General features: G+C 31.9%; 18 protein-coding genes, 1 pseudogene and 1 riboswitch. Of the genes and pseudogenes, 2 read left to right on the forward strand and 17 right to left on the reverse strand.

The genetic code is table 11. From position 1 onward, the window contains the following. Positions 1-190: 190 nt before the first annotated feature. The 8 genes from GKF99_RS00515 to GKF99_RS00550 all read right to left on the reverse strand — a co-directional run bounded on the left by GKF99_RS00515 (position 191) and on the right by GKF99_RS00550 (position 10,722). Complete coding sequence (locus GKF99_RS00515; protein WP_154272297.1) at positions 191-1,498, reverse strand: NCS2 family permease; 1,308 nt, start codon at positions 1,496-1,498, stop codon at positions 191-193. Positions 1,499-1,509: 11 nt separating this feature from the next. Next, on the reverse strand, positions 1,510-3,423 hold the full coding sequence (locus GKF99_RS00520) for an ABC-F family ATP-binding cassette domain-containing protein (RefSeq protein WP_154272299.1): 1,914 nt from the start codon (positions 3,421-3,423) through the stop codon (positions 1,510-1,512). Between the two features lie 53 nt (positions 3,424-3,476). Further along, entirely contained in the window at positions 3,477-4,019 is a 543-nt protein-coding gene (gene yfcE / locus GKF99_RS00525) for a phosphodiesterase (RefSeq protein WP_154272301.1), read from the reverse strand. Beyond that, positions 4,019-6,349 carry an endopeptidase La gene (gene lon, locus GKF99_RS00530; protein ID WP_154272303.1) on the reverse strand — a complete coding sequence of 777 codons (2,331 nt, stop codon included), beginning with the start codon at positions 6,347-6,349 and terminating at the stop codon, positions 4,019-4,021. The genes yfcE and lon overlap by 1 nt, the downstream gene beginning before the upstream one ends. Positions 6,350-6,412: 63 nt before the next feature. Then, complete coding sequence (gene clpX, locus GKF99_RS00535) at positions 6,413-7,648, reverse strand: ATP-dependent Clp protease ATP-binding subunit ClpX (protein WP_094224977.1); 1,236 nt, start codon at positions 7,646-7,648, stop codon at positions 6,413-6,415. Positions 7,649-7,658: 10 nt separating this feature from the next. Next, positions 7,659-8,246 carry an ATP-dependent Clp endopeptidase proteolytic subunit ClpP gene (gene clpP / locus GKF99_RS00540; RefSeq protein WP_002835127.1) on the reverse strand — a complete coding sequence of 196 codons (588 nt, stop codon included), beginning with the start codon at positions 8,244-8,246 and terminating at the stop codon, positions 7,659-7,661. Between the two features lie 40 nt (positions 8,247-8,286). Further along, positions 8,287-9,612, reverse strand: a complete 1,326-nt coding sequence (gene tig / locus GKF99_RS00545; RefSeq protein ID WP_094203982.1) for a trigger factor — start codon at positions 9,610-9,612, stop codon at positions 8,287-8,289. Between the two features lie 123 nt (positions 9,613-9,735). Further along, the gene (locus GKF99_RS00550) at positions 9,736-10,722 is read right to left on the reverse strand and encodes a cell wall-binding repeat-containing protein (RefSeq protein ID WP_154253685.1); all 987 of its coding nucleotides are present in this window, start codon (positions 10,720-10,722) and stop codon (positions 9,736-9,738) included. A gap of 126 nt (positions 10,723-10,848) precedes the next feature. Between GKF99_RS00550 and GKF99_RS00555 the strand changes: the two genes are divergently transcribed. Continuing rightward, entirely contained in the window at positions 10,849-11,511 is a 663-nt protein-coding gene (locus tag GKF99_RS00555; protein ID WP_094224981.1) for an AraC family transcriptional regulator, read from the forward strand. A gap of 14 nt (positions 11,512-11,525) precedes the next feature. Here GKF99_RS00555 and GKF99_RS00560 read toward each other — a convergent pair whose 3' ends face one another. The 4 genes from GKF99_RS00560 to GKF99_RS00575 are packed head-to-tail and all read right to left on the reverse strand — an operon-like array spanning position 11,526 to position 14,320. Beyond that, positions 11,526-11,666, reverse strand: coding sequence for a FeoB-associated Cys-rich membrane protein (locus GKF99_RS00560; protein WP_002835131.1), 141 nt, complete (start codon positions 11,664-11,666; stop codon positions 11,526-11,528). 27 nt (positions 11,667-11,693) lie between these two features. Next, on the reverse strand, positions 11,694-13,823 hold the full coding sequence (feoB, locus tag GKF99_RS00565) for a ferrous iron transport protein B (protein ID WP_154272305.1): 2,130 nt from the start codon (positions 13,821-13,823) through the stop codon (positions 11,694-11,696). Between the two features lie 12 nt (positions 13,824-13,835). Then, on the reverse strand, positions 13,836-14,066 hold the full coding sequence (locus GKF99_RS00570; RefSeq protein ID WP_154272555.1) for a ferrous iron transport protein A: 231 nt from the start codon (positions 14,064-14,066) through the stop codon (positions 13,836-13,838). Between the two features lie 29 nt (positions 14,067-14,095). Further along, positions 14,096-14,320: a FeoA family protein gene (locus GKF99_RS00575; RefSeq protein ID WP_002835135.1), complete on the reverse strand. Its 225-nt coding sequence runs from the start codon at positions 14,318-14,320 to the stop codon at positions 14,096-14,098. 334 nt (positions 14,321-14,654) lie between these two features. Here GKF99_RS00575 and glmS point away from each other — a divergent pair, with 334 nt between their 5' ends. Beyond that, positions 14,655-16,475: a glutamine--fructose-6-phosphate transaminase (isomerizing) gene (gene glmS, locus GKF99_RS00580; RefSeq protein ID WP_110057805.1), complete on the forward strand. Its 1,821-nt coding sequence runs from the start codon at positions 14,655-14,657 to the stop codon at positions 16,473-16,475. A gap of 71 nt (positions 16,476-16,546) precedes the next feature. Here the strand turns inward: glmS and tsaD are convergent, their stop codons facing one another. The 5 genes and pseudogenes from tsaD to GKF99_RS00600 form a co-directional block, all read right to left on the reverse strand. Beyond that, positions 16,547-17,569, reverse strand: a complete 1,023-nt coding sequence (tsaD, locus tag GKF99_RS00585) for a tRNA (adenosine(37)-N6)-threonylcarbamoyltransferase complex transferase subunit TsaD (RefSeq protein ID WP_241673556.1) — start codon at positions 17,567-17,569, stop codon at positions 16,547-16,549. Positions 17,570-17,590: 21 nt separating this feature from the next. Next, positions 17,591-17,998, reverse strand: a pseudogene (gene rimI / locus GKF99_RS08660) (ribosomal protein S18-alanine N-acetyltransferase); the annotation flags it as partial. Continuing rightward, positions 17,988-18,674, reverse strand: coding sequence for a tRNA (adenosine(37)-N6)-threonylcarbamoyltransferase complex dimerization subunit type 1 TsaB (tsaB, locus tag GKF99_RS00590; RefSeq protein ID WP_154272308.1), 687 nt, complete (start codon positions 18,672-18,674; stop codon positions 17,988-17,990). The pseudogene rimI and the gene tsaB, both read right to left, overlap by 11 nt. Further along, a complete protein-coding gene (gene tsaE, locus GKF99_RS00595) occupies positions 18,655-19,119 on the reverse strand; it encodes a tRNA (adenosine(37)-N6)-threonylcarbamoyltransferase complex ATPase subunit type 1 TsaE (RefSeq protein ID WP_154272310.1) in 465 nt (154 codons plus the stop codon). Before tsaE ends, tsaB begins: the two co-directional genes overlap by 20 nt. A 110-nt stretch (positions 19,120-19,229) precedes the next feature. Beyond that, positions 19,230-19,820 (reverse strand): ECF transporter S component, encoded by a 591-nt coding sequence (locus GKF99_RS00600; protein ID WP_094203992.1) that lies wholly within the window; start codon positions 19,818-19,820, stop codon positions 19,230-19,232. 70 nt (positions 19,821-19,890) lie between these two features. Then, positions 19,891-20,005: riboswitch (FMN riboswitch) on the reverse strand. Positions 20,006-20,070 lie beyond the last annotated feature (65 nt).

The following is a 20,070-nucleotide window of genomic DNA, read 5'->3' on the forward strand; positions in this document are numbered from 1 at the left end:
ATTTTATTTTTCTTCTTTTTATTGCCTAAATTATTTGATTTTATAACAATTAATTTCATAAATCTATGTATTCTCTGTAATTATGTTATCGTTTATAATAAAAGTATAACACTTAATTTTAAATTATGAAATAGTTTTGAACAAAAAAATAGTAGCACATTTTTCATGCACTACTATTTTTATTTAATGTTTAAAATAAAGGCCAAATTATTCTTAAAACGAATACTATTGCCAAGATATACATCAAAATAGAAATATCTTTTCTTTTTCCTGCTAATAATTTTATTAAAACATAGCTTATCATTCCAAAAGAAATTCCTTCTGCAATTGAATAACAAAATGGCATCGCAATTATTGTTATAAATGCAGGAATTGCTTCTGAATAATCGTAAAAGTCAATTTCTTTGATTGAGCTAAGCATAAATAATCCTACGATTACCAATGCAGGTCCTGTTGCTTGTGCAGGAATCATTCCAAATACAGGGAACAAGAATAAGCTTAGGAAGAAAAAGAATGCTGTTGACAAAGCTGTTAGACCAGTTCTTCCACCTTCTGCAACTCCTGATGCCGATTCAACAAATGTAGTTACTGTACTTGTACCAAGTAGAGCTCCAGCTGTTGTTCCAATCGCGTCCGCTAATAATGCAGGAGATGCTTCTTTTAATTTTCCTTGTTCATCTAACATACCAGCTTTTGCACTAACTCCAACCAAAGTTCCTACTGTATCGAAAATATCTACAAATAAGAATGTGAATACTACAGTGAACATATCGAAAGTAAATATTTTATCGAATTGTATTTTAAAAGCTACTGGAGCCAATGATGGTGGCAATGTTATTGGAGATCCGCCTTGGTATTTTGACACTCCCAAAATTAATGCTAAAATCGTAGAAGCCAAAATCCCATACATCAACGCACCTTTGATTTCTCTAGCCAAAAGTAAAGCGATAATGAATAATCCTACAATAAATACTACGCTTTCTCTGCTCAAGAGATTTCCCAATTGTAAAACAGTACCTTCACCTTGCAAAATAATTCCTGAATTTACCAAACCAACTAGCGCTATGAAAAGGCCAATTCCACAGCTAACTGCTTTTTTCAAATTAATTGGAATCGCATCAAAAATCATTTCTCTTACTTTAAATAATGAAAGAATTAAAAATACAATACCTTCCAAAAATACTGCAGTCAAAGCAAATTGCCAAGTATAGCCTAATGTTTTAACAACTGTAAATGTAAAAAATGCATTAAGTCCCATACCTGGTGCCAAACCAAATGGCAAGTTGGCTAAGAAAGCCATGCAAATCATCGCAATAATACTTGCAATTACACTAGCTGTAAAAACTCCGCCCTTGTCCATTCCAGTTTCACTTAACATTTGAGGATTGACTGCCAAGATATAACTCATAGTCATAAATGTAGTAAATCCCGCCATTAATTCCGTCTTTACATCTGTTTTTCTCTCAGATAGACGAAATCTTTTTTCTAAAAAATCCAAGTTTTCCCTCCTTAATTTTTATCAAAATCTTCGTATTCCAATTGTTTATCTTCCCAATCTGAATACAAAGAATTTTTGTCAGCGTTAAGATGTTCCAGTTCTTCATTTAATTGAAGAATTTTTTGAGGATCATCGTAAATATCATTTTGACAAAACAGGTCTTCAATTTCTTTGATTCGTTCGTCAATTTTATCTATAGTCGATTCAATCGTTTCAATTTGTTTTCTCAGTTTTTTAAGATTATTTGTGATAGCACGTTGTTTTTTCTTTTCTTTCAAAGCTGCAGTTTTGTTCAAACTTTCCTCTGTTTTATCCACTTTTAAATCATTGATTTTCTCTTGATAATAATCGTAATTTCCAAGGAAAGTAGTCGCTTTATCTTTTTCCAACACAATGATTTTATCACAAACTCTGTTCAAGAAGTATCTATCGTGGCTAATTACAAAAACAGTACCTTCGTAATTTATCAAAGAATCTTCCAAACTTTCCTTTGAGTCAATGTCCAAGTGGTTAGTAGGTTCGTCCAGTAACAAAAAGTTTGATTTTGAAAGCATCAACTTCAGTAAAGATACTCGCGCCTTTTCTCCACCACTCAAATCTTCAATAAGTTTGAAAATATCGTCTCCCACGAAATTCATAATAGCAAGGGCACTTCTGATTTCGTAGTGAGTCATTTTAGGATATTCGTCCCAAATTTCATCTATAATTGTGTTTTTATCGTTCAAATACATCTGTTCTTGGTCAAAGTATCCGATGTTTACATTGGAACCTAATCTGAATTTTCCAGAAGTTGGTTTTAATTTTTTGGTTATAATATTGAATAAAGTCGTTTTACCAACTCCATTTGCTCCAATAAGTCCTACTCTTTCTTCCTTATATATATCTAAGTTACAGTTCTCAAAAATAAGCTTGTCGTCAATTTTTTTGGACAAATCTTCAACCATCAACACGTCTTTGCCGCTTGGTGAAGATATTTTGAATTTAATTCCAAAAGTTCCATCATCATACGTTGGCTTATCCATAAGCTTCATTTTATCCAACAGTTTCTTTCTGGATTGTCCTTGCTTATTCTTTTTCGCATTATCAGTACTTGTATATTTTTCAACGATTTCAAGTTGTCTTTTGTACTCACGTTGTTGATTTTCGTAAGTCTTTCGTTGGATATCCATATAGATTTTTCTCTGTTTCATAAAACCAGTGTAATCTGTCTCGTACGTTTTGATGGTTCTATTTTCCATATGAAAAATCCTATTTACAATTCCATCTAAGAAATATCTATCGTGAGAAATTATCACACAAGCGCCCTTGTAATTTTTCAGAAAAGTTTCCAAAAACTCGATAGCTTTGATATCCAAATGGTTGGTAGGCTCGTCTAGTAACAATACGTCACATTTTTGTAGAAGAAGTTTTGCGAGCATTATTCGAGATTTTTGACCACCACTGAAATTAGTGACATTTTTATCCAAATCATCATCCGAAAAACCCAAACCTTTTAGTGTGCCTTTGATTTCAGAATCGTAGAGATATCCTCCCATTGATTCAAATCTTTCCAAATCTCTGTGGTATTTGTTCATCAAATCTTCCAAATCTTCGGTATCCTTCATTTGATTTTCGTATTCTCGAAGTTTGTTCTCCAATCTCAATACTTCTGAAAAAACGCTCAAGCATTCTTCGTACAAAGTATTAGTCGAATCGAATGAATTATGTTGCTTCAAGTATCCTATTTTCATATCATTTTTGATGAACAAGTCTCCACCGTCTTTAGACAATTCTCCTGTCAAAATATTAAACAAAGTGGATTTACCAGCACCATTTATTCCTATGATTCCAATTTTATCATTGTCGTTAATATTAAAAGTAACATTTTCTAAGATACTTTTATCTAAGAAAGATTTTTCTATGTCTTTTGCGCCTATTAGAATCATTTTTTCACTTCCTAACTAAACAGTCAATCAACTCAATTCTGAGTTAATTGACTTCATATTTTCAAAGATGACAAAACTTTGTTTGAGTCTGTATCTATAAGTTTGATTTCATCATCATCTATTATTGCGACTGATTTTACACCGTCTTTTGGAATAGAAGGACTACCTGGATTTAACAAAATAACGTCTTCTTTTTTTTCCAAGACTTTTATATGAGTGTGTCCTGTTATTATGATATCACAATTATTCGCCTTAGCAATTCTAATTCTCTTTTCTTCATCTTCCTCATATCCATGAATTGTGAAAATTCTAAATTTGCCAATATTTATGATTCTATGTTTTTGTGTCAAATCGTGTTCAATAACCATTTGATCCACATCACTATCGCAGTTTCCTCTTGTATATATCACATTATCCATTGATTTGAAAATAACTGCTAAATCTTTGGGATTGTAATCTTCTGGAAGAGCATTGCGTGGTCCGTGATACAAAACATCTCCCAAATGAAAAATCGTGTCGCAATCTTTTAGAATATCCAAAGCTTTTTTCGTATTATCTAAAGATCCATGTGTATCGCTTATTACACCTATTTTCATTAGATTAATACCTCATCTAAAATTTCTTTTACATTATTTGTAAAATAGAATTTGATTTTTTGTCTAATTTTAGGATCAATGTCTTGGATATCTCTTTTGTTTTCTTTTGGCAAGAAAACTTTATTAATTCCGTATCTATGAGCAGCCAATACTTTTTCCTTAACTCCACCAATTGCCAATACTCTTCCTGTAAGTGTTATTTCTCCAGTCATTGCAAAATCGTGTTTTACTTTTCTTCCTGTCAATGCACTTACTAGCGCTGTAACCATTGTAACACCTGCTGATGGTCCATCTTTTGGAACAGCACCTTCTGGAACATGAATATGAATATCTTTTTCTTTGTAGAATTCTCCTTTTATACCCAAATCCTCTTGATTACTTCTGATGTATGAAATTGCTGCCATTGCAGATTCTTTCATTACATCTCCAAGTTTTCCTGTAAGTTGAGTTTTGCCTGTACCGTCCATTACATTCGCTTCAATTGTCAGGATAACTCCACCAACTTGTGTCCACGCTAAACCATTCACAACTCCAATTGTGTCTTCCCTTGGAATTTCATCATCTAAAACTAATTTTGATCCCAAGAATTTTTCTAGATTTTTATTGTTGACGACAACTTTTTTAACATCATCTCTTACGATTTTAACAACGGCTTTTCTGACTACTTTTCCAATATTTCTTTCAAGCTCTCTTACTCCACTTTCTCTTGTGTAGTTGTTTATAATCGTATAGATAGCATCTCTTGTGATGTGGAATTGGGATTTGTCCATTCCATTTTCTTTTAATTGACGTGGAAGCAAATATCTGTTAGCTATTTCAAATTTTTCATAATCTGTATAACTTGTAACTCTGATAACTTCCATTCTGTCTAACAATGCATCTGGAATTTGTTCTTGTGAATTTGCAGTAGTGATAAATAATACATCTGACAGATCAACTGGAATTTCGATGTAATTATCTGTAAATTCACTGTTTTGTTCCGGATCTAAAACTTCCAAAAAAGCACTTGCAGGATTTCCTCTAAAATCAGATGCTAATTTGTCAATTTCATCCAATAAGAAAACTGGATTTAATTTCTTAGCTTTTTGCAATTGAGTTATGATTCTTCCTGGCATTGCTCCGATGTAAGTTTTTCTGTGGCCTCTGATTTCTGCTTCATCACGTACGCCACCAAGTCTCATGGATACGAATTTTCTATTAGTTGCTTCAGCTATAGATCTTGCAATTGAAGTTTTACCAACCCCTGGAGGGCCAACTAGACAAAGGATAGGTCCTTTTAATGATCCAGTCATCTTCTTAACAGCTAAATATTCCAAAATTCTTTTCTTTACATCTTCTAATCCAAAATGACCATCATTTAGAACTTTTTCTGCAACTTTTAAATCAATCGAACTTTTTGATTTTTTGTTCCAAGGAATATCCAATACTTGATCGATATAATTTCTAATCACTGTGCTTTCGGGATTATTTGGATTCATCGAAGATAATCTATTGATTTCCTTTAAAACGTGTTCTTCAGAATCTTTTTTAAGTTTTAATTTCTTTACTCTATTTGCATAATCATCTGTGTCTTCAATGTCGTATTCTTCACCCAATTCCATCTTGATTTGACGCAATTGTTCTTGAAGAAAATACTCTTTTTGTGTGTCAGATATTTCCTTGTTTGTTCTTTGTTCGATATCTTCTTTTATCTTCAAAAATTCAATTTCTTTTATTACAAATTTGTACACCAACTCAATTCTTTCATCCATATCCAAAGTTTCCAATAATAAAATTGAATCCTTATCGTTTAATGAAATTAGCATTGAAATTGTATCTATCAAAGAACTTGGATCTTCTTCGTTTAAAAGTCCCCCAAGCAAATCTTGTGGTAATGGTTTTTTGATAATTTCTGCCAAGCTTTCAAACGAAGAAATAATCATCCTAATCATAGTCAGTGATTTATCCGTAGGATGATATTTTGTTTTATCGTATTCCATAACTTCAACGTTTGCTTCTAAGAAACTGTCGTTTTCAACAAAGTCTACGATTTTTGCTCTGTCGTAAGCTTCAACCAAAACTCTGACATTTCCGTTTGGCATTTTAATAGTTTGTTTGATACTTGCAAGAACTCCTGTATGATAAAAATCTTCTTTTGTGATGTTTTCTACAATTGGATCTTTTTGCGTACAAATAAAAATCTCAGAATTTCTGAGCAAACTAGCATTTAAAGCATTTAATGAAACTTCTCTTCCAACTTCAAAATGTTGGACATTATTTGGAAACAACCACAAACCACGCAACGCGATTATTGGAAGTTTCTTTTCTGATATTGTATAGTATTCTTTCATCAAACTCCTCTTTCGAATTTAATCTATTGATAAAAATAGCTCACCTAAAGTGAGCTATTTGTGTTATTTATTATTTGTTTTGAAAACAAGTTTTGGGTCTTTTCCTTCTAGTACACTTTCTTTTGTCAAAATTACTTTGGAAATGTCTTGTCTTGATGGTAGCTCAAACATAATATTCATCAAAGATTTTTCTATTATTGTTCTCAAACCTCTGGCACCTGTTTTTCTATCGTAAGCTAACTTGGCGATAGCTTTCAATGCTTCTTCATCAAATTCCAACTCAACATCATCCATTTTGAATAATTCTTGATATTGTTTGATAACTGCATTTTTAGGTTCCAAAAGTATTTTAATTAAAGCTTGTTCATCTAGTTCATCAAGTGTAACTAAAACTGGAATTCTTCCTACAAATTCAGGAATTAAACCAAATTTAATCAAATCTTCTGGCCTAATATCTTTGAACAATTCAGAAATTCTCTTATGTTCATTTTCTCCCAAATCTGCCCCAAAACCTATTGATTTTGTTTCTGTTCTTTTTTCGATTATTTTTTCTAAGCCGTCAAAAGCTCCACCGACAATGAATAAAATATTTTTTGTATCAACTTGAATATATTCTTGATTAGGATGCTTTCTTCCACCTTGTGGCGGTACATTACAAATTGTACCTTCCACTATTTTTAACAAAGCTTGTTGTACACCTTCACCGCTAACATCTCTAGTGATGGAAGGATTTTCGCTTTTTCTAGTAATCTTGTCGATTTCGTCAATGTAGATGATTCCTTGTTCTGCTTTTTCTATATCGTAATCCGCCGCTTGAATAAGCTTCAAAATTACATTTTCTACATCTTCTCCGACATATCCAGCTTCTGTAAGGCTAGTTGCATCGGCTATAGCAAAAGGAACATCCAATATCTTGGCTAAAGTTTCAGCTAAAAGTGTTTTTCCGCTTCCAGTTGGACCCACCAATAAAATATTTGATTTTTGTAATTCTACATCATTATTCATTAGATTAGAATTAATTCTTTTGTAATGATTATATACTGCAACAGCCAAGGCTTTCTTGCCTTCTTCTTGTTTGATTACATAATCATCAAGCACATCCTTGATTTCGATTGGCTTAGGCAAATCAATTCTTTCTTGGGTATTATCTATATCTTTGAATTCTTCTTCTATTATGCTGTTACATAATGAAACACATTCATCGCAAATAAATACTCCAGGTCCAGCAATTAATTTTCTGACTTCATCTTGTGATTTACCGCAAAAAGAACATTTATATTGATTTTCATTCTTTGGCATAAATATTTCCTTATTTAGAAGTATATATAACTTCGTCTATCAATCCATACTCTTTTGCTTCTTCTGCTGTTAGTATGAAATCTCTGTCTGTATCTCTTTCAATTTTTTCTAGAGGTTGTCCAGTTCTTTCAGATAATATCTTGTTTAATAATTCTCTCTTCTTCAAAATATTCTTAGCGTGAATTTCGATATCACTAGCTTGTCCTTGTGCTCCACCAAGTGGTTGATGGATTAAAGTGTCTGCATTTGGAAGTGCATATCTTTTTCCTTTTGCACCACTTGTTAGAAGGATTGCTCCCATACTAGCAGCCATTCCTACACAGATTGTTGAAACATCTGGTTTAACGTATTGCATAGTATCGTAAATTGCTAATCCTGCGCTTACAGAACCTCCTGGTGAATTGATATATAATTGAATATCCTTTTTTGGATCTTCACTTTCTAAGAACAATAATTGAGCTATAACAAGATCCGCCATCTGATCATTAACTTCGCCTGTGACGAAAATAATTCTTTCTTTTAAAAGTCGAGAGAAAATATCGTAAGATCTTTCGCCTCTATTACTTTGTTCTACAACCATTGGTACTAAAGATGGCATAATAATAACCTCCTATTATTAATTCTAATATATTGAAATATTATTTATCTTCTTTTGTTTCTTCAGCTTTCTTTGTTTCAAATTTAGTATTTTCTACTAATTTTTCTAAAGCTTTTTTTCTCTTGATGTCTTCTTTTAAGAATTCTACGTTTGGACTATTTTTGAATTCTTCGATGAATTTTTCTTCATCATCTTGTCCATATACTTTTGCAAATTCTTTTAATTGTTCATCTAATTCTTCTTCTGTTGATTCGATTGCTTCTTTTTCGATATATTTTTCTAATACCAAATCACCTTTAACTTTTAATTCAGCGTTAGCTCTTAATTCGTTTTTAACATCTTCTTCTGAAGTGTTAGTGATTTGGAAGTATTGATCTGTATTTAAGCCCATTTGTTGAACTCTTCTTGCAAAATCTTGGAATTGACGATTTACTTCGTTGTCAATCATTGATTCTGGAACTGTAATTTCAGTAGCATCAATCAAAGCTTCTACAGATTTGTTTTGTTTTTCAACTAATTGTCTTTGTTCGTTGTCTTTTTCTAAGTGTTCTTTGATGTCTTTCTTGTATTCGTCAAGAGTATCGAATTCAGAAACATCTTTTACGAATTCATCATCTAATTCAGGTAATACTTTTTCTTTGATTGAATTGATTTTGCATTCAAACTTAGCATCTTGTCCTTTTAAAGAATCTTCGTGGTAATCTTCTGGGAATTTAACATTAACGTCAAATTCATCTCCAACATTGTGACCTACGATTTGTTCTTCAAATCCTGGAATAAATGTGTGTGAACCTAAAACTAATTCGTAATCTTCTGCTTCCCCACCATCAAATGCTTTATCATCTACAAAACCTTTAAAGTTGATAGAAACAGTGTCATTTTCCTTAGCTTCTCTTCCTTCAACTTCTTGAACTCTTGCGTTTGATTCTAATTCGTGATTGATTTTCAAATCAACATCAGAATCAGTTACTTTGTATTCTTCGATTTCAGCTGAAAGATTAGAATAATCACCTAATTCGAATTCTGGTTTCAAATCAACAGTGAATTTTACTTTTACATCATTGTTTTCAGTAATGTCATCAAGATCGATGTCTGGTTGTGAAACTGGTTCTAATTCTAATTCTTCGATAGCTTTTTCGTAAATTCCTGGTAATAATAGATTTACAGCATCTTCGTAGAATAAACCTTCACCATAAGCTCTTTCCAACATTTTTCTAGGAACTTTACCTTTTCTAAATCCTTTTAAACTAAATTTAGATCTATTCTTTTTATAACTTTCCTCAATTGCGTTATTGAAATCTTCTGCAGGTATTTCACATGTGAATACCGCTTGATTATTTTCTTTACTTACAAGCACTGCGCTCATACTTTCCTCCTAATTTTTATTTAAAACTTAAATTAATTTCACTTAAAATAGAAATTCCAGCTAATATTATACCCTAAATACCATTTTTTTTAAAGTTTTTTAGCTAAAATGATTAAAAAACTGTTATTTTTGTTCAACTTTGTAGTATAAATCCAATTTATTTGCTAATTTTTCGAAATTTTCTTCTTTTTTCCCGATATATATACCATTTTGTATAGATGTCGTAAGAAGTTTATTGGTAGTCTTGTCTACATTGCCTTCATTTACTAAAATATTTACGTAATTTTTTTGTAGACTAACATACGATGCCAATAAAGATGTTCTAATATCTTTGTATTCAGTAAATATAATTTTAGAATACTTAATATCACTGTTTTGAACATAATTTGCATCATAGACCGATTTGTAATCATTTCGTGTAACCTTGAAGCCATTTTGCTTTAGCTTCTCGTCGTATTCACTACTTATAATCGATGTAGGTTGATCTATCAAAATATTTGAAATTCCCTTATCAATAGCAAACTTTGTAATTGAATCTTCAAATTTCTTACCTTGCACAAATGTAATCGCGTATCCATTCTTTAAATAATAGCCCATCTTCGCTTGAATAAAATTAAAATTAGACAAATCGCTAATAACTAAAGTATCCGTAGGATTCAAATTCGTGTTTTCTTTGATTACATTCTTGGACACTTCGACGCGATCTCTTCCATCAATTCTTGTAACCAACAAGCCGCTCAATTTCAAATTATCAGAGATTTCTTCTGAAACTGATTTGGGGCCGCCAATTATATAAACATTTTTCGCTTTTAACCTATTAGCTTCATTTAATATCGGACTTTCTTTCTTTATATATGCTCCATCATTTTGAATAAGCAAAATCGCAGCCTTATTCTTATATGCAAAACTTAGGGCTGAAATTATGTCGCTTTCCTTTTTTTCATTTACTATGACTAAGTTTGCGTTTTTGTCGTAAACTTTCTCTGTCAATTTTTCTGACAAATCGGAACAGTCTTTCTCAATTATTTTATCCAGAACTACATCCGTATTCGCTAGTGATTTTGTCGATAAAAACAACAAACACATACACAAAATTAAAATTCTTTTCATAATTACCTCTCCATTAATTATATATTAAAATCAAATCAAATTGCAAAAATGTATCATTTCTTGCAATTTCAAGCAAATTAGTTATATAATTAATTCGTAACACTCAAAAAATGAAAGGAATTGTATATGTTCGAATTGGAATCAAAGTTAATAAAGGCTGTTCAGATAAAATCAAACAAAAAAGCACATGATTTAGCTGAAGAAATACTAAAAAATTGGGAAGATTCTGAAACTAATATTAGATCCCAAAAGAACACAATTATTCAGTTATTAGCGATATTTTCATGGAATCAGATGAAAAATATAAACGATTCTCAAAGTTTAAAATATTGTGAAAATGAAAAAAACAAACTATTATATAAAGTAGAAAATAATGAATCCGAAAACACCAGTGAAATACTTCACGAAATCGTAGAATATTACACTACAAACCAAAATATATTTACAAAGGGTTGTGAAAACCCATTAATCAGAAGGGCATTGGATTATATTTACAATAACAGTGAGCAAAAGATTTCTCTGGATATTCTGTCTGATCACTTGCACGTGTCCAAAAGCTATTTGTCGACATTGATTTGTCAAAACACGGGAAGCAATCTTCCAAATATTTTGACTACTTTTAGAATAGAAAAAAGTCTACTGCTTTTGACTTACACCGACAAATCCGTTAGCGAGATTTCAAAGGAAGTTGGGTTTCAATCTGATTCATATTTTTGTCAACAATTCAAAAATATAAAACAAATTACACCTAAAAAGTTTAGAACAATAACAAAGCGTGACCTCTGCTAAAGGCCACGCTTTTTTTATTGTTTATTGTAATTATTAGAATGAGGGCAAGAAGTGGAACCGCAATCGCAGCTACCACCTTTTTTAATCATACGACGTACTGCAAACACAATTGCTACGACAATTATTGATAATACTACTATATCAGCTATATTCAAAAAATCACCTTCTTTAAAATTCTATCTCTATTCTACTGCTCTTTTTGATTGATTGTTTTTGAATTTATCTTTTCTTAATATCATATACAACATTCCAACCAACACTACAAGCGCTATTGCTGTCATAATTGTAAATGGTTGTTTTACTACCAAAACATTTAGGAATTGATATACCATAAACGATATTAAATATGCAAAAGTAATTTGATATATAATTGCAAAAGCCGTCCATTTTGAAGAATTCATTTCTTCTTTTATAGCTCCAACCGCTGCAAAACATGGAACTGATAATTGGTTAAATATCAAGAAACTCATTGCAGAAGCAATTGTAAAATTATTTCTAACCAAATCTGCTATTTTATCAGCGTCTTCACCAACTCCAGATACTATTCCGTAAACGCTCACTACCATTTCCTTTGCCACAGTTCCTAAGAATGACGCAACAGTCGCCATCCAATTTCCAAATCCTAATGGAGCAAATATCGGAGCGAATATTTTCCCTATGAACGCCAATATAGTATCGGTACTATCATCAGCGAAATGAACAAATTCTCCCTTAACAGAAATATTTTGTAAAACCCAAACTCCTATTGATGCAACTAAAATTATTGTACCAGCTTTGATGATGAACGATTTAACTCTGTCCCAAGTTACATGCAAAATATTTGAAACAGTTGGTGTATGATATTCTGGAAGTTCCATTACAAATGGTGCAGGTTCTCCAGAAAATGCCTTAGTTTTTTTCAAGATAAGACCACTAACTATTACAGCTAAAATTCCTGTGAAATACAATAATGGGGCAAACCACCATTGACCAAAAATTGCCGCCGCAAATAATGCTATGATTTCTGTTTTGGCACCACAAGGCATAAATGATGCAACAATTATAGTCATTTTTCTGTCGTTTTCGTTTTCTATCGTTCTTGTCGCCATAATTCCTGGAACTGAACAACCAGTACCAATCAAAATCGGAATAAATGATTTTCCAGACAATCCAAATTTTCTAAACATTCTATCCAAAATAAATGCAATTCTGGACATATATCCAATATCTTCCAAAATAGCAAGTAATAATTCTAACGTCGCAATTAATGGTAAGAAACCCAATACTGCACCAACACCGGCAACAATACCATCAACAACAAGGCTTGTTACCCAATCGCTAGTTCCTATTGCTTCTAGTCCTTTTGTAGCTAGATTTCCTAAACCATCAGTCATTACAGTATCTGCCCACCAATCGTGGAATGGAGGACCACCAACAACCTTTACCGCAATAAAGTAAACGGCTATCATTATCAATACGAAAATTGGTAATGCCAAAAATCTATTCGTAACCACCCTATCAATTTTATCGCTAGTTGTTAATCCCGATCTTCCTTTTTGTACAGAATTTGAAATTACTGAAGTAATAAATGTATATCTTTCATCAGTAATTATGGATTCACCGTCATCATCGTATTCGTCTTCGATTTTTGATACAATTTCTTCAACTTTTGATTTTTCTTCATCAGTCATATCAATAACTTGCAGTGCTTTTTCATCTCTTTCCAAAGCTTTTACTGCAAACCATCTTTTTGATTCAGAATTTTTTATAGATTCAACACTATTTTCTATTTCAACAAGTACATTTTCAATCTCATCGCTAAATGAATTAATTGATTTATGATGAGTGTTTACTTGTTTTTGTGCAACTTCTATTAATTCATCCAAATTTAATTTTTTCAATGCTGAAACTTCAACTATTGGAACACCAATTTTTTCAGAAATTAGTCTTGTATTTAATTTGTCGTTGTTTTTCTTGACAACATCCATCATATTAAATGCTAAAACCATCGGAATTCCAATTTCAGATAATTGTGTCGCAAGATACAAGTTTCTTTCTATATTTGAAGCATCCACAACATCAATAATTACATCCGGCTTTTCATTTATTAAGTAATTTCTACTAACAACTTCTTCCAAAGTATATGGAGAAAGAGAATAAATTCCTGGTAAATCAGTAATTTTAATCTCTTTGTTATTTTTTAAGGTTCCCTCTTTTTTTTCTACAGTAACGCCTGGCCAGTTACCAACATATTGATTGGATCCTGTCAACGCGTTAAACATAGTAGATTTACCACTATTAGGGTTACCTGCTAAAGCAATTCTAATTGACATAAGTCCTCCTAATTATTTATCTATAATTTCTATTAAAATATTTTCTGCATCATCTTTTCTAAGACTTAATTCATATCCTCTCAAATTAATTTGAACTGGATCTCCTAATGGTGCTACTTTTCTGATATAGATTTCTACATTTTTTGTAATACCCATATCCATTATTCTTCTTTTAACAGGACCTTTTCCCAAAATCTTAACAACTTTGTAGTATTTTCCTACTTCGGCGTGTTTAAGATTCATTTCGTTATCCACTTATGTATCCTCCTTAATTAAATATGATTTACCATAATTCTCATAGCTATATCTTTTCCTATAGCCACTCTTGAACCTTTTATTTTAACTATCAAATTTCCGTAGCTTTCTGAAACAACCGTAACTACTGCTCCTTCAACAAAGCCCATATTATTCAATAATTTTTTTTGTGAATCATCTTTTATTTTTTTTATTTTTACGATTTCAAAATCTTCATTGAGTGGCACTAATGCCAAATTCATTTAATCACCTTCATTTAAACGTTTAAATCTATTACATTGATATTATATTGATAAAGAGTATTAATGTCAAGTAAAAATCATTATTATTTTTTCATTTGTTACAAAATTATTGCAATTTGCTAATAAAATTTACACTACATTTTATATTTGATATAATATCTCAAGAGATAAAAACAAAAAAGCGCCAGACCTTTACGGTTAACGAGGGATAGAGTTATCGAATTTTTCGGCGGGAGCTCTATAGGTAACACAGCCTTAGCATTTAACAAAGTTCAAGAGCAATTTTGAAACAAAAATAATGAAGTGTATCTCTAAAAAATTTGGAGGTAAATATATGTGCGGAATAGTATGTTATAACGGCGAAAAATCAGCCGTAGAAATCATATTAAACGGATTAAAATCTCTGGAATACAGAGGTTATGATTCAAGCGGTATTTCTGTAGTAACAGATAAAATCGAAACAGTAAAAAGAAAAGGAAAATTGCAAAATTTAATAGATTCTATCGATGAAATCGACAACAACGCAAGTGTCGGAATCGGTCACATTAGATGGGCAACTCACGGTGAACCAAATGAAATTAACGCTCACCCACAAGTAAGTGAAGATGGTAAATTCTCAGTTGTTCACAACGGTATTATCGAAAATTACAAAGAATTAAAAAAAGAATTAGAAGATAATGGCTACACTTTCAAATCAACTACAGACACAGAAATTGTTGTTGCATTGATTAGCCAGTACTATAAAGACGATTTATTAGAAGCAGTAAAATCTACAATCAAAAGATTAAAGGGAGCTTATGCATTAGGAATTGTTTCAGAATACGAAAAAGACAAACTAATCGCTGTAAGAAAAGAATCTCCGTTGATTTTAGGAAAATGTGACGACGGAATAATTCTAGCAAGTGATATTCCTTCTGTTTTAAAATACACAAGAGACATCGTGTATTTGGAAAATGGAGACATCGTAGAAATAGATAAGAAAAATTACACAATTTACGATAAAGATTTCGAAAAAGTAGATCGTGAAGTTAAAACTGTAAACATGACAATTGATCAAGCAAGTAAAGGTGGCTATGAGCATTTTATGTTAAAAGAAATTCACGAACAACCAGAAGTTGTTAAGAAGACTTTGGAGGTTAATGTAAAAAATAACGTAATAGATTTTGCAGAAAATTCATTAACTAAAGAAGAATTATCAAAAATAAACAAAGTATACATCGTTGCATGTGGTACAGCTTATCATGCAGGTGAAGTTGGTAAAGTTGCTATTGAAAAATTGGCAAAAATACCTGTAATTACTGATATCGCATCAGAATTCAGATACAACGATCCATTTATCGATGAAAACACTCTAGTGATTTTGATTTCTCAATCAGGAGAAACTGCTGATACATTGGCAGCTCTTAGAGAATCCAAAAACAAAGGTGCAAAAATCTTGGCAGTTACAAACGTAGTTGGCTCATCAATAGCAAGAGAAGCTGACAAGGTTATCTACACTTTGGCAGGTCCAGAAATTGCAGTAGCCAGTACTAAAGCATACATTTCACAATTGGTTACAGTGATAATGTTGGCTTTGGATTTCGCAAAGAAATTAGGCACAATTGAAGATTCTGAATATTCAAAATACATCGAAGAATTAAAAACAATGCCTGAAAAAATAGATGAAACACTAAAATCAGAATCAATAACTGAAAAAATAGCTGAAGCTATCAAGGAAGATAAATCGATGTTCTTTATCGGACGTGGATTGGACTTCTTGAGTGTAAAAGAAGGAGCTTTAAAATTAAAAGAAATTTCCTACATTCACACTGAAGCATTCCCTGCAGGAGAATTAAAACACGGTTCAATCGCTTTGATAGAACAAAACACTCCAGCATTATCAGTTATTACACAATCAAAATTAGCTGAAAAGACAATTTCAAATGTTCAAGAAGTTGTGACAAGAGGAGCGAAAGTATTCACAATCACAGTTGAAGGAAATGACAATATGAAAGATTTCTCAGAAGAAATCATCTTCATTCCTAAAACTTTAGAATTATTGTATCCGATACTTTCAGTAGTTCCTGAACAATTGTTGGGATATCATACTTCTTTGAAAAAAGGCTTAGATGTAGATAAACCACGTAACTTAGCAAAATCAGTAACAGTTGAATAAAAAATATGGAGTCCTCATTTTAAAGTGAGAACTCCTTTTTTAATGTTAATATTTAATTTTATAGCTACATTTTATAATTCTAAATTAGGATAAACTTTCAAATCAAGTCCATCTTGTTTTCCGTTGATATAATCATAGTATCCCGCAGTTGCAATCATTGCAGCGTTATCTGTGCACAAGATTTTATCTGGAAAATACACTTGTATTCCTTTTTCTTCTGCTTTTTCCAAAACTCTCTCTTTTAATCTAGAATTTGCTGCTACTCCACCACTTAGTACGAAAGTTTTTTGATTTTTTTCTTCTAATAATCTAAAAGATTTTTCAACCAAAACATCTATGACAGCTTCTTGGAAAGATGCTGCAACATCTTCTTTTATTATTTCTTCGTTTTTTTGATTTTTATTGTTCAAATAATTTAGAACAGCCGTTTTCAATCCACTAAAACTAAAATCGTAGCTGTCTTTTTCAAGCATTACTCTTGGAAAATCTATCGCTGTTGGATTTCCTTGTTTTGCAAGCCTGTCAATAACAGGCCCACCTGGATATTCCAATCCCAACGCACGTGCAACTTTATCATAGCTTTCACCACAAGCGTCATCTCTTGTAGAGCCAATTATTTCGTAATCTTGATAATCCACAACATCTATTAAATAAGTGTGGCCACCAGATACAACCAACGAAATAAATGGTGGTTCTAATTCTTTGTGGCTAATGTAGTTTGCACAAATGTGGCCTTGCATGTGATTTACCCCTACAAGAGGCTTCTTCAAACAATAGCTCAATGATTTTGCACAAGAAATCCCAACTAATAGTGCTCCAATAAGTCCGGGACCTTTTGTAACGCAAATTACATCAATATCTTTCAATGATAAACCTGCTTCGTCCAAAGATTGTTGCAAGATAGAGTTCATTGCTTCTAAGTGAAGGCGGCTCGCAACTTCTGGAACCACCCCGCCATATCTTTTGTGTACATCAATTTGAGAAGAAATCACATTGCTCATTACTTCTCTTCCATTTTTGACAATAGCAACACTTGTTTCATCACAAGACGTTTCAATCGCAAGTGTAATTATATTTTCTTTAATATCATCCATATTCAACATCATCCTCAATGCGTCCTCTTTTGGAGTTTCGTAATATCCATTAATTCTGCCATTTTTTTGAAATCCAAATTTCGTGTAAAGATTAATAGCCTCAAAGTTAGACTCTCTAACTTCCAAGAAAATATTTTTGACATTTTCCTTTTTGCAAAAATCTAACATAAATTTTATAAATTCAGTTGCAATCCCACAGTTTCTGCAACTTTTCTTTACAGAAATTGTTTGCAATTCAGCCTCATCAACAACTACTGAAAACCCAAAAACTCCTACAATCTCTCCGTTATTTTCTCCGACATAATAATGATTACATTCATTTTTTAAACAACCTTCGTATCCTATTTTGCTCCAAGCATCTGAAAAACTTTCCCTTTCAATTTCTACAACATCATCCAAATCAAAGGAATCCATCTGTCTAATTATCATTACTGTGTCTTCTTTCGTAATCTCGTTGCGCTTGTGATTTTCTCACATAATCTGGACTAAGAGTGTAATAGCTATCAAATGTTTCAGTTTTATTTGCCAAGTCACAAATAGACCTTGTAATACAGTTATTCATCGAAGAATTTGCAAGTTGGAAGTTCTTCTTAGATTTGATTTCATCTAAGAAAGAATACACTCCATCTCCCACGAAAATATATTCCTTATCATCGTCAAGTTGTTCAACCAAATCTTCAAAATAAATCAAATCATCATCCATCAAACGTTCTAATTTTGAATCGTTAGTGAACATCGAGTAGTAAACTCTCCCACCTCTTGCATCCAAAATAGGAATAATGATTTTGTCAGTGCTAATCATATTAGCCAAAGCTTCCAAGGTAGATATGCCGACGATTTTTTTATCGAAAACTTGTGCAAAAGTCTTTGCAGTGGTCATTCCAATCCTAAGACCAGTAAAAGATCCAGGTCCCTTGCACACCGCAAACACGTCCACATCTTCAATTTCTGTATCTAATTTTTCAAGCATTTGCTCAATCATCAAAACCAAAGTTTCGCTGTGAGTTTTCTTTTGATTTATATTATAATCTCCAACTATTAGTCCATCTTCCATCAAAGAACAAGAGCTAATCATAGTTGAAGTATCAATCGCTAAAATTTTCATTTAATTCCTCTATAATTTCTTTTTCTCTTTTGTTGTTCCCGTCAATTCTAATTTTTCTGGAAACACCACCAGTTTTTTCAATGTAAATTTCAATTAAATTTCTAGGCATATAAGACTGTGCTTGACTTGCCCATTCAATGATAGTAATTCCTTCTGGATACAACAACTCATCAATATCCAATGATTCTATCTCCATCTCATCTTCTAATCTATACAAATCAATATGATTTAATTCAACATCACCGTAGTATGTATTTACCAATGAAAAAGTCGGACTGGTTACACTTTCTTCAATCCCAAAACTTTTAGCAATAGATTTAGTAAGAGTAGTTTTTCCGGCTCCCAAATCACCAATCAAAGATATAACATCTTGTTTTTTTAAAGCTTTTGCAAAAAGTTGTCCAAATTTTTCAGTATCTTTTAAATCATTTAAAATATATTCCATAAATATCACCAAATAAATTATATCACAACTGAACAACAACAAAAATGACTCATTATTTTAGATTAATGAGTCATTGTATATTTTATGAATTTTTACATGTATGTTATTGATTATTTTTTCAAAAATCTTGAAATTGGCTTGTAAAGTGCGATTGTAACTGCAGATACGATGATCCCTTTTACAATGTTAAATGGCACGATACTGAAAAGCACAAACATCAATGGAGTGCCTGCCAATGAATTTACTTTTGCAAACTCTTTTGTAAAATCAACCAAATTAATTCCGTACAATGGGAAAATTACAAAATAGTTAGAAATACAAGCAACTACTGTGTAGGCCAATACACCAAAAACTAATCCAGTGATTGCTGATTTTTTGCTTTTTCCTTTGTTGTAAATTGAACTTGCTACAACAACGAATACTGATGATAATATAAAGTTAGATAATTCCCCAACTCCACCAGTAGTTGTTCCGTTAATTATAAAGTTCAACAAAATCTTAACTGCAGAAGTTAACACTCCTGCTACAGGTCCTAGTGCAAATCCTGAAATTAATACTCCCAAATCTCCTATGTCCACTGTCATAAATGGTGGCGCAAATGGTAGAGGGAATTTAAAAATCATAAGCAATGCACTTATCGCCCCTAAAATACTGATTTTCACCATAGTTTGAGTACTAGAATTTTTTCTTGTGGTTTCCATAACCTACCTCCTAAGATTTTCAAGGGCAAATAAAAAAGCCCTTATATTTAGGGCTAAATGTTAATTATTACATTTACTTCTTTCGTCCAGACTTTACTGTCGGTATTGGAATTACACCAATTCATGCATAATGCTCGCGGACTATAACCGCCGGTGAGGAAATCAACCTCGCCCTGAAGTAACTTCATTATACCACTAAGTATATTTTTTGTAAACTTTTGCTATTAAGTATTTTTATTTTTGGGTATAC

The sequence above is a fragment of the Finegoldia sp. BIOML-A2 genome, assembly GCF_009678315.1.
Classification (GTDB): Bacteria; Bacillota; Clostridia; order Tissierellales; family Peptoniphilaceae; genus Finegoldia; species Finegoldia magna.

Bases quoted from the DNA above. Each gene is read 5' to 3' on its own strand.
- GKF99_RS00520 (WP_154272299.1), bottom strand. From the start codon at position 3,423: ATGATTCTAATAGGCGCAAAAGACATAGAAAAATCTTTCTTAGATAAA.
- yfcE (WP_154272301.1), bottom strand. From the start codon at position 4,019: ATGAAAATAGGTGTAATAAGCGATACACATGGATCTTTAGATAATACG.
- lon (WP_154272303.1), bottom strand. From the start codon at position 6,349: ATGAAAGAATACTATACAATATCAGAAAAGAAACTTCCAATAATCGCG.
- clpX (WP_094224977.1), bottom strand. From the start codon at position 7,648: ATGCCAAAGAATGAAAATCAATATAAATGTTCTTTTTGCGGTAAATCA.
- clpP (WP_002835127.1), bottom strand. From the start codon at position 8,246: ATGCCATCTTTAGTACCAATGGTTGTAGAACAAAGTAATAGAGGCGAA.
- tig (WP_094203982.1), bottom strand. From the start codon at position 9,612: ATGAGCGCAGTGCTTGTAAGTAAAGAAAATAATCAAGCGGTATTCACA.
- GKF99_RS00550 (WP_154253685.1), bottom strand. From the start codon at position 10,722: ATGAAAAGAATTTTAATTTTGTGTATGTGTTTGTTGTTTTTATCGACA.
- GKF99_RS00555 (WP_094224981.1), top strand. From the start codon at position 10,849: ATGTTCGAATTGGAATCAAAGTTAATAAAGGCTGTTCAGATAAAATCA.
- feoB (WP_154272305.1), bottom strand. From the start codon at position 13,823: ATGTCAATTAGAATTGCTTTAGCAGGTAACCCTAATAGTGGTAAATCT.
- GKF99_RS00570 (WP_154272555.1), bottom strand. From the start codon at position 14,066: ATGAATCTTAAACACGCCGAAGTAGGAAAATACTACAAAGTTGTTAAG.
- GKF99_RS00575 (WP_002835135.1), bottom strand. From the start codon at position 14,320: ATGAATTTGGCATTAGTGCCACTCAATGAAGATTTTGAAATCGTAAAA.
- glmS (WP_110057805.1), top strand. From the start codon at position 14,655: ATGTGCGGAATAGTATGTTATAACGGCGAAAAATCAGCCGTAGAAATC.
- tsaD (WP_241673556.1), bottom strand. From the start codon at position 17,569: ATGGATGATATTAAAGAAAATATAATTACACTTGCGATTGAAACGTCT.
- tsaB (WP_154272308.1), bottom strand. From the start codon at position 18,674: ATGAAAATTTTAGCGATTGATACTTCAACTATGATTAGCTCTTGTTCT.
- tsaE (WP_154272310.1), bottom strand. From the start codon at position 19,119: ATGGAATATATTTTAAATGATTTAAAAGATACTGAAAAATTTGGACAA.
- GKF99_RS00600 (WP_094203992.1), bottom strand. From the start codon at position 19,820: ATGGAAACCACAAGAAAAAATTCTAGTACTCAAACTATGGTGAAAATC.